General features: G+C 70.4%; 14 protein-coding genes and 1 pseudogene. 11 read left to right on the top strand and 4 right to left on the bottom strand.

From position 1 onward, the window contains the following. Nucleotides 1-1329, bottom strand: a 1329-nt coding sequence (locus FrCorBMG51_RS19960) for a sensor histidine kinase (RefSeq protein WP_047224596.1), incomplete at its 3' end; no start/stop codon positions are given. Nucleotides 1330-1877: 548 nt separating this feature from the next. Here FrCorBMG51_RS19960 and FrCorBMG51_RS19955 point away from each other — a divergent pair. The 11 genes and pseudogenes from FrCorBMG51_RS19955 (at nt 1878) to FrCorBMG51_RS19915 (ending at nt 15520) form a co-directional block, all read left to right on the top strand. Beyond that, on the top strand, nt 1878-2180 hold the full coding sequence (locus FrCorBMG51_RS19955; protein ID WP_275452060.1) for a metal-sensitive transcriptional regulator: 303 nt from the start codon (nt 1878-1880) through the stop codon (nt 2178-2180). 192 nt (nt 2181-2372) lie between these two features. Next, nucleotides 2373-2594, top strand: coding sequence for a heavy-metal-associated domain-containing protein (locus tag FrCorBMG51_RS19950; protein WP_047224571.1), 222 nt, complete (start codon nt 2373-2375; stop codon nt 2592-2594). Nucleotides 2595-2748: 154 nt separating this feature from the next. Next, the gene (locus FrCorBMG51_RS19945; protein WP_047224570.1) at nt 2749-5250 is read left to right on the top strand and encodes a heavy metal translocating P-type ATPase; all 2502 of its coding nucleotides are present in this window, start codon (nt 2749-2751) and stop codon (nt 5248-5250) included. 959 nt (nt 5251-6209) lie between these two features. Beyond that, nucleotides 6210-6476, top strand: a complete 267-nt coding sequence (locus tag FrCorBMG51_RS35045) for a hypothetical protein (protein ID WP_338052781.1) — start codon at nt 6210-6212, stop codon at nt 6474-6476. Then, a pseudogene (locus tag FrCorBMG51_RS35040) lies at nt 6446-6676 on the top strand (cyclic nucleotide-binding domain-containing protein); the annotation flags it as partial. The gene FrCorBMG51_RS35045 and the pseudogene FrCorBMG51_RS35040, both read left to right, overlap by 31 nt. Continuing rightward, nucleotides 6604-7461 carry a hypothetical protein gene (locus FrCorBMG51_RS33210; protein ID WP_338052780.1) on the top strand — a complete coding sequence of 286 codons (858 nt, stop codon included), beginning with the start codon at nt 6604-6606 and terminating at the stop codon, nt 7459-7461. The pseudogene FrCorBMG51_RS35040 and the gene FrCorBMG51_RS33210, both read left to right, overlap by 73 nt. A gap of 260 nt (nt 7462-7721) precedes the next feature. Continuing rightward, nucleotides 7722-8927: a radical SAM/SPASM domain-containing protein gene (locus FrCorBMG51_RS19935; RefSeq protein ID WP_235433749.1), complete on the top strand. Its 1206-nt coding sequence runs from the start codon at nt 7722-7724 to the stop codon at nt 8925-8927. Between the two features lie 36 nt (nt 8928-8963). After that, nucleotides 8964-11102: a DegT/DnrJ/EryC1/StrS family aminotransferase gene (locus FrCorBMG51_RS25640; RefSeq protein WP_052914861.1), complete on the top strand. Its 2139-nt coding sequence runs from the start codon at nt 8964-8966 to the stop codon at nt 11100-11102. 34 nt (nt 11103-11136) lie between these two features. Next, complete coding sequence (locus FrCorBMG51_RS19925; RefSeq protein WP_047224568.1) at nt 11137-12012, top strand: phytanoyl-CoA dioxygenase family protein; 876 nt, start codon at nt 11137-11139, stop codon at nt 12010-12012. 422 nt (nt 12013-12434) lie between these two features. After that, nucleotides 12435-13385 (top strand): ThiF family adenylyltransferase, encoded by a 951-nt coding sequence (locus tag FrCorBMG51_RS19920; RefSeq protein ID WP_052914860.1) that lies wholly within the window; start codon nt 12435-12437, stop codon nt 13383-13385. Nucleotides 13386-13552: 167 nt separating this feature from the next. Beyond that, complete coding sequence (locus FrCorBMG51_RS19915) at nt 13553-15520, top strand: ABC1 kinase family protein (protein WP_047224567.1); 1968 nt, start codon at nt 13553-13555, stop codon at nt 15518-15520. Between the two features lie 52 nt (nt 15521-15572). Here FrCorBMG51_RS19915 and FrCorBMG51_RS28580 read toward each other — a convergent pair whose 3' ends face one another. The 3 genes from FrCorBMG51_RS28580 to FrCorBMG51_RS19905 all read right to left on the bottom strand — a co-directional run. Then, nucleotides 15573-15725 (bottom strand): hypothetical protein, encoded by a 153-nt coding sequence (locus tag FrCorBMG51_RS28580; RefSeq protein WP_157180593.1) that lies wholly within the window; start codon nt 15723-15725, stop codon nt 15573-15575. A gap of 108 nt (nt 15726-15833) precedes the next feature. Continuing rightward, on the bottom strand, nt 15834-16106 hold the full coding sequence (locus FrCorBMG51_RS19910) for a type II toxin-antitoxin system VapB family antitoxin (RefSeq protein WP_047224566.1): 273 nt from the start codon (nt 16104-16106) through the stop codon (nt 15834-15836). Nucleotides 16107-16343: 237 nt separating this feature from the next. Further along, a partial coding sequence (locus FrCorBMG51_RS19905) for a tetratricopeptide repeat protein (RefSeq protein ID WP_047224565.1) occupies nt 16344-16555 on the bottom strand: 212 nt, incomplete at its 5' end.

The raw sequence follows: 16555 nt of genomic DNA, 5'->3' as shown, positions 1-16555 counted from the left end.
CCCCCGCCGTAACGGCAGGACGGCTCGGACCTGCCAACCGTGGCCAGGCCGCGGGCCGGCCGTCACCGTACCCCCGAGATCGACGGCGCGTTCCCGCAGACCGTGCAGCCCATGGCCATGGCCGTGGCCGTGCTCGTGGCCCGCGGGCACCGGGCTGGTGTGCCCGGGGCCCGCGGGCCCGGCATCGGTCGTGGCCATCGCCGGTGCCACGACGGTCACCGGCTGATCGGCAACCGGCTCGTCACATACTCCGACCACCACCTGGTCGGGCTCGTAACAGATCTCGACACGGGCGCGGGCCGGGCCGGCATGCCTGAGCACGTTCGTCAGCGACTCCTGGATGACCCGGAACACGGCGAGATCCACCTCGGCCGGCAGGGCCTCGGGGCCTTCACCGGAAGTCACCAGATCCACCCGGAGGCCGGCGCGCCGGACCTGCGCGAGCATCCCGTCCAGGCGCGCGAGACCGGTCAACGGCACATGCCGGGCGTTGCCGGCCTGGTCGGCGCTCCCGGCACCGTCAACGATCATATCGGCGTTGTCGGGGGCGCCGGCCCACGCGGGCCGGGTGTCGACGCCGAGACGGGTGAGAGCGAGGGTCGCGCGCAGTTCCTCCAACGCGTCGTGGCTGGTGCGCCGGATCGCCTCAAGAGCGGCCCGGGCCTGTTCAGGACGCCGGTCGAAGACGTGGAGGGCGACCCCGGCCTGCAGGGAGATGACGGACAACCCATGACCCACGACGTCGTGTACCTCGCGATACAGCCGTAGCCGTTCCTGTTCGGCCATGGCCCGCCGCGCCTCGTCCTCGGCCTGTGCCCTGGAACGGCGCGCGACCTGGAGCAGCCCCCCGATAAGCGCCGGCACCGCCAGCCAGAGGATGCCCAGCGTCCCGACAACCCAGTGCGTCCAGCCGACATCATCGTCGGCCAGGACGTCCCCGATCAGCTCGCCGCCGACGACGGTCACCCCGGCGGCCCCGGCCGCGACAGCCATGGGCACGACCGGCAGCCGAGTACCGACGGAGAAGGCGGCGACGGCGAGCGGAAGCTGGACCGGTGGCGGACCGTTCGGATAGCCAGCGGCGAGATAAACACTGACCAGGACTGATTCAGCGGCCAGCATGGACAGGGGCCGGTAGCGACGCAGGAGCACCACGGCGGCGGCAACGGCGAGCAGCAGGTAACCCACGGCGTCGAGACGACGGCCGGATCCGAGCCCTTCATGATCAATCTGGGTGCTGCTGAGGAGGAGCACAGCCGCGACCACGGCCGCCGGGAGGACGTCGGCACGCAGACAGCCGCCAATCGCGACCAGCTTCCGAACATCCACCAGATGACGGTATCCACCGGCAGGTCCGACGGCATCCGCCTCACGACGTACTGAACGCGAGATCTTCCTACGTCCGCGGACGTACACAGCCAGCCCTTCCGGGACACCGACGCCTGATGCGCCCTACCCACCCGGCCATATGATCAAGATGTCGATGGCCCGAATGCCGCGGTCAGCAGAACCAGAAGATCAAGTTGTATGCCCGGCACCGTCAACACCGTTGACTATAGAGTGGATCAATCCCTCCCCCTCAAGCCGCCTCGCAGGTTTCTCGCGACGATCACACAGTCGAAGCGGCAGTCGTCGCCCTGCACGACGAGCGGTGACCCGCGCCGCAGCGACGCTGGACGGCATCTTCGATCCTCGCCCGCGACCCCCGACGACCTACTCGCGGCATGACGCCCCTGATAGGCAGAGCAGGAGCAGGCGGGGTGGCATCAACACCGTTGACTGTCGCGTCCGCATCGCGACGCGGGCGTTGCGGCTTTACCGGTACCCCCTAAGGGTATAGAGTCGACACCATCGTAAATACCCCTGGAGGGTATGGGGTGGAGGTACGGATGGGCGCGGGCCACGGCTACATCGGCGACAAGGACGACTACCTCAAGCGGCTGCGGCGCATCGAGGGCCAGATCCGCGGCCTGCAACGGATGGTCGAGCAGGAACAGTACTGCATCGACATCCTGACGCAGGTCTCGGCTGCGACGAAAGCGCTACGCTCGGTCGCGCTCGGTCTGCTCGACGCGCACATGGCGCACTGCCTCGTGCAGGCGGCGGCAGCCGGCGGCGAGGAGGCCGACCAGAAGGTACGGGAGGCCTCGGACGCGATCGCCCGCCTGCTCCGCTCCTGAGCGCCCACGACAACACGACGACACCCAACGACATGATCACGCGTCCACCGCGCCCGGCGTTCGTCCCACGTCCGACAAACTCCCGGCGTGGACGACGAGAGGCGTCACGGACCACGGAAGGGACGTGGCTGTGCACCGCCGACGACGCCAGGCACACCCCAAAATCGATCATTTCTTCTGGAAGGACCAACTGTGACCACGACCACCTACACCGTTGTCGGCATGAACTGCTCGCACTGTGTCGGCGCGGTGAGCACCGAGATCGGCCGGATCCCGGGTGTCAGCGACGTCCAGGTGGACCTGGGCAGCGGCGCGGTAACGGTGATCAGTGAACAGTCGCTGGCGGAGACCGCTGTCCGAGCCGCCGTGGACGAGGCCGGTTACGAACTCGTCAGCCCCGCCGCCAGCCGGTAGCGGGGCAGCCAGCAGCGGGCCAGCCGGCCAGGAAGAAGCCGGCTGGCGAAGAACCCAACCGGTAGGACCAGCGGCATCGGCCGGACGCGTCGGGGGACGAGCCACCGCACCTCGACGAGGCGGACCGGCCAGCCGGAACGGAGGAACGACCGCGATGAGCGTGACCGCGGATGCCGCGCCGCCCTCGGGTGTCCACGAGATCGATCTGTCGATCAGCGGGATGACCTGCGCGTCCTGCGCGGCGCGCATCGAGAAGCGGCTCAACCGGCTCGAGGGTGTGACCGCCACCGTCAACTACGCCACCGAGCGGGCGCATGTCGTCTACCCGGACCGGCTCACCGCGGCCGACCTGGTCACCGAGGTGCAGCGGATCGGCTACCGCGCCCAGCAACCGCAGGTACCTCAGCGGCCACAGCCGCCACGGGCCGTCCCGGCGGACGAGGCGCCGACGGTGACGGGCCGGGAAGGGGCCGCGGAAGCGGGCCGGGCCGCCCCCGCGACCGAGCGGGCGGAGCGGGTCGACCCGCAGCGGCTACGGCTGATCGTCTCCAGTCTGCTGAGCCTGCCGGTGCTGCTGCTCGCCATGGTGCCGCCGTGGCAGTTCGACAACTGGCAGTGGCTGTCGCTGGCGCTGGCCACCCCGGTCGTACTGTGGGGCGGTCTGCCGTTCCACCGAGCGGCGTGGACGAACCTGCGCCACGGCGCGGCGACCATGGACACACTGATCTCCATCGGCACGCTCGCGGCGTTCGGCTGGTCGCTGTACGCCCTGTTCTTCGGTCATGCGTCTTCCGGCCACGCGGGGATGACGGGCATGACCGACATGATCATGCCCTCCGGGCCAGCCGCCGACCGGGGCAGCGGCACGGACAGCATCTACCTCGAGGTCGCCGCCGTGGTGACGACGCTCATCCTCACCGGACGCTTCTTCGAGGCGCGCGCCAAGCGGCGGGCCGGCGCCGCGCTGCGGGCGCTGCTCGAACTGGGCGCCAGGAACGTGACGGTCCTGCGGGACGGCCAGGAGCTGCGGATCGGCATCGAACAGCTGGCCGTGGGCGACCGCTTCGTGGTGCGCCCAGGCGAGAAGATCGCCACCGACGGGGTCGTGGAGCAGGGCGGTTGCGCGGTGGACGCGAGCATGCTCACCGGCGAGGCGGTGCCGGTCGAGGTCGGCGTGGGTGACACGGTCACCGGCGCCACCGTGAACACCGACGGCCGGCTGGTGGTCCGGGCCACCCGGGTGGGCGCGGACACCCAGCTCGCGCAGATCGCGAAACTGGTCGTCGAGGCGCAGAGCGGCAAGGCCGCGATCCAGCGGCTCGCCGACCGGGTGTCGGCCGTGTTCGTCCCGATCGTGATCGGCCTCACGGCCGTCACCCTCGCGGTGTGGCTCGCTCTCGGCGAGGGGCCGACGGCGGCGTTCACGGCCGCGGTGGCCGTGCTGATCGTCGCCTGCCCGTGCGCGCTCGGCCTGGCGACCCCCACCGCGCTGCTCGTCGGCAGCGGCCGTGGCGCCCAGCTCGGCATCCTGATCAAAGGGCCGGAGGTACTGGAATCGACCCGGCGGGTGGACACCGTCGTCCTGGACAAGACCGGGACGCTGACCACCGGGCGGATGAGCCTGCTGACAGTCGTCACAGCCGGCACCGGCGCCGGCGCCGCCAGCCCTGACCGCACTGATACCGGCACCGGCAGTACTGGTACCGGCACCGATGGTGCGCAGGCCGGCGTCGACGAGGTGCTGCGGCTGGTCGGCGCGGTCGAGGCGGCCAGCGGGCACCCGATCGCGCGGGCGATCGCCCACGGGGCACGGGAACGGCTCGGCGAACTGCCGGACGTCGAGGACTTCAGCAGCGTCGACGGCTTCGGTGTGCGGGGGACGGTGGACGACCAGAAGATCGTCACTGGTCGCCGTCGCCTGCTCGAGGAGTGGTCGCTGCACATCCCCGACGCGCTCGAGCAGGCGGCCCAGGCCGCCGAACGGGACGGCCGTACGCCGGTGTTCGCCGGCTGGGACGGCGCCGCCCGCGCGGTGCTCGTCGTCGCCGACACTCTCCGGCCCGGCAGCGCGGACGCGGTCCGCCGGCTGCGTGGCCTCGGCCTGGCACCGGTCCTGCTCACCGGTGACAACGCCCGAGCCGCCCACGCGGTTGCCGCGCAGGCCGGCATCGACGAGGTGATCGCCGAGGCACTGCCCACGGACAAGGTCGACGTCGTCGCCCGGCTGCAGGCGCGAGGCCGGGTCGTCGCGATGGTCGGGGACGGGGTCAACGACGCCGCCGCGCTCGCCCGCGCCGATCTGGGCCTGGCCGTGGGGACCGGGACGGACGCCGCGATCGAGGCGGGTGACATCACCCTCGTCCGCGGGGATCTCGGCGCGGCCGTGGACGCCATCCGGCTGTCCCGGCGCACCCTGGCCACCATCAAGGGCAACCTGTTCTGGGCCTTCGCCTACAACGTCGTCGCCCTTCCGTTGGCCGCCGCCGGCCTGCTCAACCCCATGATCGCCGGTGCGGCCATGGCGCTGAGCTCCGTGTTCGTCGTCTCCAACTCGCTGCGGCTGCGCCGCTTCCGCCCCACCGGCCGAATCGCCGTCCGGAGCGGCGACCCGCAGCGGCGCGGAGCGGCGACCCGGCCGGCGGGGATAGCACCATGACGCTCGGCAACAGCTCCACCGGAGAGATAGATTAACTACTTTCCGTAACATTTCATCGAAGATCGAAGCGGGATGACTACAGAAAGTAGCAGAAATTGTGACGGCTCGAAGCCGGTACCGTCCGTTCCGTGAACGACCCCGGCGACCGCCGAAAAATTCGCTGGACAATCCGCTGGGCGGATACCGGTGAATTATTGCCGGAAAACCGGCCATGTCGTTTCAGTGAATACAACACCGGCCTGACGGAAGTCGGAGGACGGCTGCGGCCGGATACCCCGCCGGCCATTGTCACCGCAGGTCCGGTAGCGGCGCCCCGTAGCGGACGGCCGTCCTCGACACCCGTCCCGACCTGGTGAACCACCTGCCGGGCCGCCGGGCCGGACCAGGCCGGAACATATGGGAGGACCGCCGCGAGCCCGGTCCGCATGATATCGGCCAACACCTGGGACCGGGCCGTACGGCCCGCCGCGGCCAGGCCGCGAGCCGGTGCCGCGTCACCTTTCACCGTGCTTTTCACCGCACGTCGTCGCCGGCCTGCGGGAAATCCTGGTGACCGCAGGCCACCCGCGCCGTCCGGAAAGCATTCATGCCGTTGTCGGAAGCCTCGGCCGGCAGAATCGCCACCACCGCCGGTAACCACCTAGCCATCACGGTTGGTACGCGACAGCAGGGGAAGACGAATCAGTTGTGAATCTCACGCGAACCAGTTAATATTTGGCGCGCGCTCACCGCACAAAATCGTCATGAACAACTCATGGCCGCCTACGAACAGGCAGGCAGCCACCCACCCCCTGTGCGCCGCGACCGTTCATCACGATCGCTCGCCGACTTCAGCCAGCCCCGGTGAGGGAAGAGCGACCGGTTGCAGGATCAGAGATTGGTGGTAGACGCGGTGACAGAGCCAGTGGCATCAGCCGCCGACAGCAGCGGCGACCACCCCCGGCCGCGCTCGTGTTCGGTTGAGCCTGGGCACCGAAGCAGCCCGCAACCTGGCGACGGTCACCAAATCCGTCTCGCAAATGCAGGAGATCTCCTCCCGATGGCTCCTGCGCATCCTCCCCTGGGTCCAGGTCGCCGGCGGCATCTACCGCGTCAACCGCCGCCTGACCTACCCCCTCGGCGACGGACGCATCACCTTCGTCACCGCGGGCGCCGACATCCGCGTCATCCCCCCGAACTCGGCGAACTCCCACCCCTGCGCGGCTTCGACGGCACCGCCGTCCTGACCACCCTCGCCGACCGCTTCACCCAACACGAATACGCCCCCGGCAACACCATCACCGAAATCGGCCAACCCGCTGACCAGGTCTTCCTCATCGCCCACGGCAAAATCAACAAGATCGGCGTCGGTGAATACGGCGACCAGACCACCCTCGGCGTCCTCGCCGACGGCGACTACTTCGGCGAGGACACCCTCACCGGCTCCGACAGCACCTGGCAATACACCACCGCCGCCACCGCGACCACCGTCTTCACCCTCCCCGCACCACCTTCCATGAAATCCTCGACCAGTACCGCACCCGCCCCGACCAGAACAAATACGGCAAAGCCGCCATCGACCTCACCGCTGGCCACCACGGCGAACCCGACCTCCCCGGCACCTTCGTCGACTATGAACTCGCCCCCCGCGAATATGAACTCAGCGTCGCCCAGACCATCCTGCGCGTCCACAGCCGCGTCGCCGACCTCTACAACGAACCCAACAACCAGCTCGAACAGCAACTCCGCCTCACCATCGAAGCCCTCCACGAACGCCAGGAACACGAACTATTCAACAACCGCGACTTCGGCCTCCGCCACAACGCCGACCTCAAACAACGCATCCACATCCGCACCGGCCCACACACCCCCGACGACCTCGACGAACCGCTGGCCACGGTGTGGAAGAATCCGCAGTTCATTCTCGCGCATCCCCGGGCGATCGCCACGTTCGGCCGGGAGGCCAACCGCCGCGGCCTCTACCCGCGGAGCGTCGACATCGCCGGCCACCGCATATCCGCCTGGCGCGGCGTCCCCATCCTCCCCAGCAACACAATCCCCGTCACCACCACCCGGAGCACATCCATCCTGGCGGTCCGCGTCGGCGAGGAGGCGCGGGGTGTCATCGACCCGCGCCACGCCGGTATCACCGACGAGGGCCAGCCCAGCCTGAACGTCCGCTTCACAGGCATCAACGAAAAAGCCGTCATCTCCTACCTCGTCAGCGCCTGACTACTCCGTCGCCGTCCTCGTCCCCGACGTCCCCGAGAAAGTCAAGATCGGACACTGAGGCGGAATCGGAAATACCGCAGACGCGGCCGGCGGAACCCTGGATTTTCGGGGTGCGGTGTCGACGCAGGACCGACCGAGGACTGCCGGATCTTCAACACAGAAAATGATCGTCTGGAAAACCGGTACGTCGACGCATCGAGGCGGGCCACAGCGTCGACAGATATTTTTCGGCCGTCCGTCACCTACGAAAGGAACTCACCATGGGCCAGGCACAGGCCGCATCGCCGCACGACTCGGCACTACCGAAAAATCCCGAAGGAACACCGGCGGTCTCCCTGGACCAGGCGCACGCCCCGACCAAGGTTCTGGCGCACGAAGAAATGGTCCGTAAATTCGTGAACGGCGAGGAGATCCGCCCGATCCACATGCGGATCGGCATCATGGGCGCCTGCAACATGCGATGCAACTTCTGCAACTTCCACTCCCCGAACGAGGAGAACTTCTACGACCTGTTCTCCTTCAAGGACTCGATAAAAACCGATGCCGCCGTCAGACTCATGCACGAGTTCGCCGCCACCGGCGGCCGGGCGGTCACCTTCTGCGGCAGCGGCGAATGCACGATCCATCCGGGCTACCAGCAGATCACCCGCGCCGCGGCCGCGGCCGGGCTGCGGATCGGGCTGATCACCAACGGGTCCCGGCTGACCCGCCCGGGCATCAGGGAATGCGTGGCCGAGACCCACACCTGGGTCCGGATCGGCCTCAACGCCGGCACCGAGAAGACCTTCAACGACATCACCCACGACCGTGACGGCACCTTCGGGACATTTCTGGAGTCGCCGGGCCGGCTACGCGCCGCCGCCGTCGACCCGGATTTCCGCATCGGATTCAACTTCGTCATCACCGCCCAGAACTACCAGGAAATCCGCCAGGCGGCCCGCCTCGCACATGACTCAGGCGCTCACTACGTGCGCTTCGAGCCCGAGTTCTACAGTGGCCTCGGACACGACACGATCAAGACCATGATGGCCGATATCACAGCCGGGCTGAACGACGCGGTGGAGATGGCGACAGCAGATTTCGAGGTTTCAGTACCCAAACTCGACCGGGGCCCCATGGATCAGGTGGAGGAGGTCGAGGGTGACTTCGAAAAATGCCACTACAGCCGTTTCGTCACCGCCGTCGGCGCCGACGGAAATCTGTATCCCTGCCCACAGGTGCACCTCAACAGCCGCTATCTGATCGGGAACGTGTTGAAGGAAGGATACCTACAGATACTCGAGGGCGGGGAGCGGGCCTCGTGGGAGGAATCCAACCCGCAGCGCACCGATCTGTGCAAGTCCTGCTTCTACCGGCCACAGAACGAACTCCTGGAATGGCTCCGACGCGGGAAGATCCACCTGGACGACGCGCTCGATTCCTACCGCGTCGAGGTCCCCGCCACCCTGCACGCCGACTTCGTCTGACCACCCGCTCCGTCCGATCGACTGTAAGGATCGCCCGTGCAGAGTTCCCGGCTACGACGCAGGTTCGCCGATGAAACCGCGCTGCGCCACACGTCGTCCGAGCGGACCGACCCGGGCGGCCAGAACCGGCGGATCCGCTCCGCCGTCGCCCGGCTCGCCCACGTCGACCCCGGCTCCGTCGCCCCGCTGGAGACCGTGCGGCGGACCACCGGGGAGCTGCCGGGGCTCCGGGTCGAGCGGTACGAGCTCCGTTCCCCTGCGCGGGACGGCATCCGGGCGGTGCTGCTGGCGCCCACCGGACCTTCCCGTCCCCGGCCGGCGGTACTGGTCAGCCCGGGCCGGCGGGCGGTCCTGGAGCAGGTCACCGGGTTGGAGCCGCCCGATCACCCGGACCGCAACATCGCTGAGCGGCTGGCCCGGGTCGGACTGCTCACCCTCACCGTCGACTACGGACTCGACGGCGGCCTGCCAGCCGCCCTGCTCTCCGGCCGGGACGAGGCCGCGGTCCTCACCCAGGCGTTCAGCCTCGGCAGCCAGCCGCTGCTGGGCGCGCTGGTCGAGGACGCACTCGGCGCGCTCGGCTGGCTGCGCGGGCACCCGGACGCCGACCCGGACCGGATCGGGCTGTTCGGCCACAGCCTGGGCGCCGCCGTCGCCCTGCACACCGCCCTGCTGCAGGATGGCGAACCACTCCCGCTCTGCGCCGCCAGCCACCTCGGCAGCTACCCGCTGCTCCACGGCGAACTCCTCAGCGGCAACCCGGTGGCCATGCTCCCGGGCATCCTGCGCCATGCCGACCTGCCCGACCTCTACGCCGCTCTCTGCCCGGCGCCACTTCAGGTCCAGTACGGCACCGTCGACCCGACGCTGAGCCGTCAGGACACCGAGTCGGCCGCCGAACAGCTCCGCAAGGCCTACGCGCTGGGCTCCGCCCAACACCGGCTGGAAGTTCTCGACCTGCCCATGGGCCACGCCACCGACCCCGAACGTGCCACCGCCTTCTTCCTCGATGCCCTCGGCAAGGACGGTGCCCAGCCCGCCGTACCGGTGCCAGCGCTACGGCTCCGGTTCGATGTCGCGGCCCGCCGCGAGGTGACAGACCGGGTCGATGAGGCGCTGGCCTCCGGGGCACTCACCCTCGGCCCGCAGCTCGCCGAGTTCGAGGCCCGTGTCGAACCCTGGGTGGGTCGGGAGGCGGCCGCGGTCAGCTCCGGCTCGGCCGCACTGGAGATCGCCTTCCGTATCATCGGGGTGGCCGGCCGCACCGTGCTGGTCCCGGTCAACACCTTCTTCGCCACCGCCGCGGCCGCCGTCCGCGCCGGGGCCGTCGTGGACTTCGTCGACATGGAGCTCGACGGCCTGGGCCTGGACCCCGCATCGCTGGCACGGGCCCTGGATCGGCACCCCGATGTGGCGGCCGTCACCGTTGTCCACATCGGCGGCGTGATCTCCCCCGCGATCCACCAGGTCGCCGCAACCTGCCGGGCCCGGGGGATCCCGCTGGTCGAGGACGCGGCGCATGCCTTCGGCTCCCGCCTCGACGGGGCTCCGGCCGGCACCTTCGGCACCTACGGAGCGTTCTCGCTCTACCCGACAAAGGTCCTGACCAGCGCCGAAGGCGGCATCCTCACCGCCCCCGGTCCCGCCGAACTGAACACCGTCCGCCGGCTGCGGGACCACGGCAGGGTGGCCTACGAGGCCGGTCTGCACGACTGCCCCGGCAGCAACTGGCGGATGAGCGAGGTGCACGCGGCCATCGGTCTCGCCCAGCTGGAGCGCTTCGACGCGGCGACCCGGGCCCGGCACGCGCTCGCCGCCCGGTACGACGAACATCTGTCCGGGGTACCCGGGCTCCGCCGCTATGACGTCCCGGCCGGGGTCACCGCCAACGGCTACAAGTACCTGGCGTACCTGCCGGACGGTGTCGACCGGGCCACCCTCAAAGCCCGGCTGCGCACCCACCACGGCGTCGCCCTGGCCGGTGAGGTCTACGACACCCTGCTCTGCGAGCAGCCGTATTTCACCGCCCAGGGCGCCCCGCCGGCCCGGGACTTTCCGCAGGCCCGCTGGTTCGCCGCCCACCACATCTGCCTGCCGCTCTACCCGTCGATCACCCCCGACCAGCAGCAACGCACCCTGGCCGCCCTCCGTACCGAACTGGCCAACCTCTGCTGACCCGTCACCCACCCCGCAGGGAGCGGACATTGCGATGACCACGGCACGCCCGGTGAGTGGGCTGGCCTCCAACGGAGCGGCCATCCCCTTCAACGACACCTACTTCGCTCCGATGACGGACAGCTCCGACCTGCTCGCCGAGCCCGCCGCGCTCCGCGAGCGGCTGCGCCGTGACGGCCACCTCCTGCTCCGTGGAGTCCTCGACCCGGACGAGGTGCTGCGGCTGCGTGAGCAGTACTTCGCCCAGCTCGACCCCGGATTCCTCGCCCCGGGAACACCACCGGTCAGCGGTGTCTACTCGGGTACCGTGCCCGCCGGAACAGGGGAGTACGGAGTACCCGGCCACCCGGCCCACAGCTTCGTCCGCTCCCCGCAGTTCCAGCGGTTCAGCGAGCAGCCGGTGCTGCGCCGGCTCGCCGAAACGCTCCTGCAGGGCCCGGTGCAGCTACTACCCCGGAAGATCGTCCGCCACTTCTACCTCGGGTCCCTGCGCGCTTCCCGCGCCCACACCGACTACGAGTACATGACCAGAGGCACCGACCAGCTGCTCACCACCTGGATCCCGCTCGGCGACTGCCCGCTGCCGATGGGCGGTCTGATCTACCTCGAAGGCTCCCACACCCTGACCCCCGACCAGCTGGACCCGTTGCGCGACGTCACCGACCGTCCCCACGACTCCCGCCCGATCAGCCACGACCTGCGGTGGACGGCGGAGCGGACGGCCCGCCGCTGGCTGTGGGCCGACTACGCCACCGGAGACCTGACCATCCACACCCCGCATATCGTCCACGCCTCTCTGGACACCGGCACCCGCCGGATGCGGCTCTCCGCCGACATCCGCTTCCAGCTCGCCGGCGCCCGCACCGACAGCCGCTGGACCCGACCCTGGTCCGCCGATGACGGCGCCTGACCGGTCGTCTCACGCCCCGGCGGTTGCCGGTGGCGCCGCCCCGGCCGGCCCGGCCGCCCCCGGCGGAGGCACCGTGCCGGTGTTCCGGCGGGGTGAGTGGTACGACTCGCTGGACTCCGCCCCACTGCCCGGCGGCGGGGGATGGCGGCTGTCACTGGTCCCCCGGGCCCTGATCGCCGCCGATGCCCGGCGCTCCCGTGCGGCTCCTGGCCCCCCGCCGGACCACGCCCAGCGGCTGCGGATCGTACGCCGTGCCCTGGACCTCTTCGACCAGGGCACTCTGCCGATCGGCAGCCTCGGCGACCAGGACGCGGCCGGTTTCCGGGCAGCGATGGCCTCGGTCGCAGGGCTCCCGGAGCCACTCACCGAGCAGTGGATCACCCTGCTCCGCGACAGCCTCCCCGCCGGANTCCTCACCACCCGTGCTGGACCAGGAGCGCCTCCAGCCGGACCTGGCCGCGATGGCCCTGGGCTCGGCCGACCCGAGGCATGCCCGGCGAGCGATGGCGGCCCGCGGCCGGGCCCGGATCCAGGTCCGCGGAGCGGGCCGGATCGGCGCTCAGGTGGCGGCCCTGCTGGCCGCCGCCGGGGTCGGGCAGGTGGTCGTCGACGACACCGGTACGACCAGGGCGGCCGATGTCGCGCCGGGCGGAGCCCGTCTCGACGACGTCGGGCGGCCCCGTTCGGTCGCCGCCACCGCGGCGATCGCGCGGGTGACACGCCCGCACACGTCACGCCAGTGCCGGCATCCAGCGCCGTTTCGCCCCGATCTGGTCGTCGTCACACCGGCCGGCATACCGGTCGTCCACCCGCAGGAGGCGCTTGAGCTGGAACGCTCCGGCATCCCGCATCTGCTTGCCGGCGTTCGTGAGACCACCGCGGTGATCGGACCGCTCGTCCTGCCCGGAGTGACCTCGTGTCTGCACTGCCAGCATCTGCTTCGCCACGCGATGGAACCGTCCTGGCCGCTGCTGGCCCTGCAGATGTCCCGCCGTCCGGACACCGGGATCGATGCCTGCGACGTGGCGCTGGCCACCGTCGCCGCCGGGCTCACCGCCATGCAGGCGCTCACCCTTGTCGACCACAGCGACCGTGGCATCGCCCGCCCCGGTCAGGCCCAGGTGTCGGAGCAGCCGTGTCGACCGACGGTCGACGAGTTGCCGACCATCGACGGGACGCTGGAGATAACAATCTCCGATCTTCGACTCAGACGCCGATCGTGGTCGATCCACCCCTCGTGCCCCTGCCGCAGCGCCCGGCGGATGGCAGCCGCGAGCACCGGGGCAGCCGGCGGCTGGCCGGTGGACGAGGATGCGGTGGGCGGGGATCCAGACGAGGCCGACACCCTCGAGCGGACGCAACGAGCATCGTGACCAGAGACGAGCATCGCGACCAAACGAGCGTCGTGACCAGGCGGAGCGGGGTCCCGCCACCGGTCCGCCATCAGCCAGGCCAACCACCTCGACTACAGAGAGTAGTATTAAAATTCCAAGCGGCGTTCCCTCCTGTCTCCCGCCCGCAGAACAGGCACGATGGAGTTGTGTCCGAAATCCCAAAACGCGCGGTCGTCCGCACCGCCAAGCTGGCAAGCCTCCCTCTCGGCTTCGCCGGGCGGGCCACGATCGGCGCGGGTAAGCGACTCGGCGGGCGCCCCGCCGAGATCGTCGCCACGGAGCTGCAGCAGCGGACCGCCGCCCAGGTTTTCCGCGTCCTCGGGGAGCTCAAGGGCGGCGCGATGAAGCTCGGGCAGGCGCTGTCGGTCTTCGAGGCGGCACTGCCCGAGGAGATCGCCCGGCCCTACCGGGCGGCGCTGACCAAGCTCCAGGACACCGCGCCCGCCCTGCCCGCGGCTTCGGTCCACCGGGTGCTCGCCTGCGACTTCGGCACGGACTGGCAGACGAACTTCCGCAGCTTCGACGACGCGCCGGCCGCCGCCGCCAGCATCGGCCAGGTACACCGCGCCGTGTGGGCGGACGGCCGAGATGTCGCCGTCAAGATCCAGTATCCGGGCATCGGCCCGGCGCTGCTCAGCGACCTCACCCAGCTCGGGCGCGCGGCTCGGCTGTTCAGCGCCATCGCCCCCGGTCTGGACATCAAGCCGCTGGTCGCCGAGCTGAAGGAGCGCATCCTCGAGGAGCTCGACTACCGCCTGGAGGCGGCCTGGCAGACGGCCTTCGCCGAAGCGTTCGACCACGACCCCGACATCCACGTGCCCAGCGCCGTCGCCGCGACCGACCATGTGCTGGTCACAGAGTGGATCGACGGCAAACCCCTGTCAACGATCATAAACAGTGGCACGGACACCGAACGTGACCGGGCCGGGCTGCTGCTCGTGCGTTTCCTGTACTCATGCCCGGCGCGGGCCGGGCTGCTGCACTCCGACCCGCATCCCGGCAACTTCCGGCTGCTGCCGGACGGCCGTCTGGGCGTGTTGGACTTCGGCGCGGTCAACCGCCTCCCGGACGGGCTGCCCGAACCCGTCGGCCGGCTCAGCCGGCTGGCGCTGGACGGCAACGGGGATGCGGTCCTGGCGGGCCTGCGGGCGGAGCGGTTCATCCTGCCGACGGTGAAGATGAAACCGGCGGACCTCCTTGACTACCTGGTACCGCTCCTCGAGCCCGTCGCCACCGAGACGTTCCGTTTCTCCCGCGACTGGCTGCGAGGCGAGGCCATCCGGCTGGGCGACCCCCGCTCCCCCGCGGCCCAGCTCGGCCGCCTGCTCAACCTGCCCCCTTCCTATCTGTTGATGCACCGCGTCACCCTGGGCGCGATCGGCATCCTCTGCCAGCTCGGCAGCGCGGGGGCGTTCCGCGCCGAGATGGAGTACTGGCAGCCCGGCTTCGCCCAACCCGGATCGGCGGCGGCCGAGCACGCGGCCCGGGCGAACCGGCCCGGCCGCAAGCTGCCGGAGCTCGCCGTCGAAATGAGCGCCGGCATGATCCGGCCGCTGGCGTCGGCCTCCTCGCAGGGCCTGTTCGTCCCGCCGCGGCTACCGGACACCCGGGTAGTGATACCACCGCCCTCGACGGCGGCCGACGACCGCGACGCCACCGACAGCCACGGCACCGGCGACGGCCACGGCACCACCGACAGCCGCGATACCAGCGACGGCCACGGCAGCGACGGCAGGGCCGGGCTTGACCACGACGGCGACAGGGCCGCTGATCCGCCCCGGCGTGCGGCGGCGCGGCAGGGACGCCGCCCCGCCGCACAGCGGTCGTCCTCGGCCGATGACCTGGCCGGCGGCCCGGCTGACGGCCCGGCCCGCGCGCCCGCCCCGCGCACGCCGCCCTCCGACGCCGACGCCCCGCCCAGGCAGCCGAAACGGGCCAGGCAGCCGAAGCAGCCGAAGGTCCCAGCTCCGCCCAGGCCCCGCGGCGCCACCGACGAGCAGACCGTCTCCGCCGCGGCAGTCCCCGACAACACCCCGCCCGACAACGCCGCCCACTCCGTCACCCACACCACGGCCACCCACACCCCGCCCGCAGCTGCCCCCGACAGCACCTGAGCCGCCCGGGGCAGCCCCGCGGAACCCACCCGCCGCCAGCCAGAGCACGCGGTCAGCCAGGCAGATGGGCGTAGACGACCTCGTTGTCAGGGCCGATGCCCAGCCAGCCCGCCGCGGCGGCGAAACGCTCGGCGTCGGGCAACGTGAACGGCAGTTCCGCGTCAGGATCCGACAGCTCACCGGCAAGATCGGCGAAGGCCGCCACGTGAGTGCCCCGACGCCTGGGGGCCGTCGGCGGTGGCGAGCTGGTCGAGGAGAGTCCGCCATCCTGGCTCGCGTAGCAGGACCGCCACGATGGCGGGGCTGTGGACGATCACACGCCTTCCGGGCCGTAGCCGAGAATCCGCTCCCGTTCGGCCTTGGTTGGCGCGTGCCCGAGCGCGCCCTGGGGGATCTGGGGCCATGCCTCGTCCGTGAGGAAGCGCAACAGCCGCATGCCGTGGCCCGTCGTTGCCCGCGCGGCGGTGAGCCTTGCCAACCGTTCCCTCAGCGCCACACTGATCGCCCGGGTCCTGGTCTCGCCGGCCAGCGCCGCGACATCGGTGGCCAGCTGTTCGGTCTCTGAATCCTCGATGTTCAGAGCCATGGTGTATTTCTACCATCACTGAATGATTACGGTCCGGGCCGATGGCCGAGCTCGGCGAGCACCGGCGCCGGCCCCGGCCATCGACCGTCAGACGGCAACCGGGACGGGTCGCCGAGCCCGCGGAACCGTTCCGCGACGCGTGCTGCCGGCCCGGTCCACGGTCAGCCTCACTCACCAGCCAGGCCCGCTTTGTGTGACCCGACCCGGATGGCCCACCAGCGACGGGAGCGCCCATGGTCACCGTCTGAGAAGTCTCCTGATCCATCCCGGGCGTTCCGCGGCACCGGTGGCAGCGGCCAGGTTGTCCCTGATCGTGACGACCAGCGGATGCCCAGGACCGAGAACCCGCAGACTGTCGGCAAGCGCCTGCTCGTACAGGCCGATCGCTTCCTCCACTCGCCCCACCGTCCGGTAGGCGTAGGCGAGGTTGTGGCGGGAGGTCAGGGTGG

It is taken from the genome of Protofrankia coriariae, from assembly GCF_001017755.1.
GTDB classification, from domain to species: domain Bacteria; phylum Actinomycetota; class Actinomycetes; order Frankiales; family Frankiaceae; genus Protofrankia; species Protofrankia coriariae.
Note: the sequence above shows the minus strand (reverse complement) of the source record. Positions and strands in the feature narration are given on the sequence as shown.

What these genes read in the sequence shown, in the direction of transcription:
- FrCorBMG51_RS19925 (WP_047224568.1), top strand. Translation starts at nt 11,137, where the DNA reads ATGACCACGGCACGCCCGGTGAGTGGGCTGGCCTCCAACGGAGCGGCC.
- FrCorBMG51_RS19935 (WP_235433749.1), top strand. Translation starts at nt 7,722, where the DNA reads ATGGGCCAGGCACAGGCCGCATCGCCGCACGACTCGGCACTACCGAAA.
- FrCorBMG51_RS19945 (WP_047224570.1), top strand. Translation starts at nt 2,749, where the DNA reads ATGAGCGTGACCGCGGATGCCGCGCCGCCCTCGGGTGTCCACGAGATC.
- FrCorBMG51_RS19910 (WP_047224566.1), bottom strand. Translation starts at nt 16,106, where the DNA reads ATGGCTCTGAACATCGAGGATTCAGAGACCGAACAGCTGGCCACCGAT.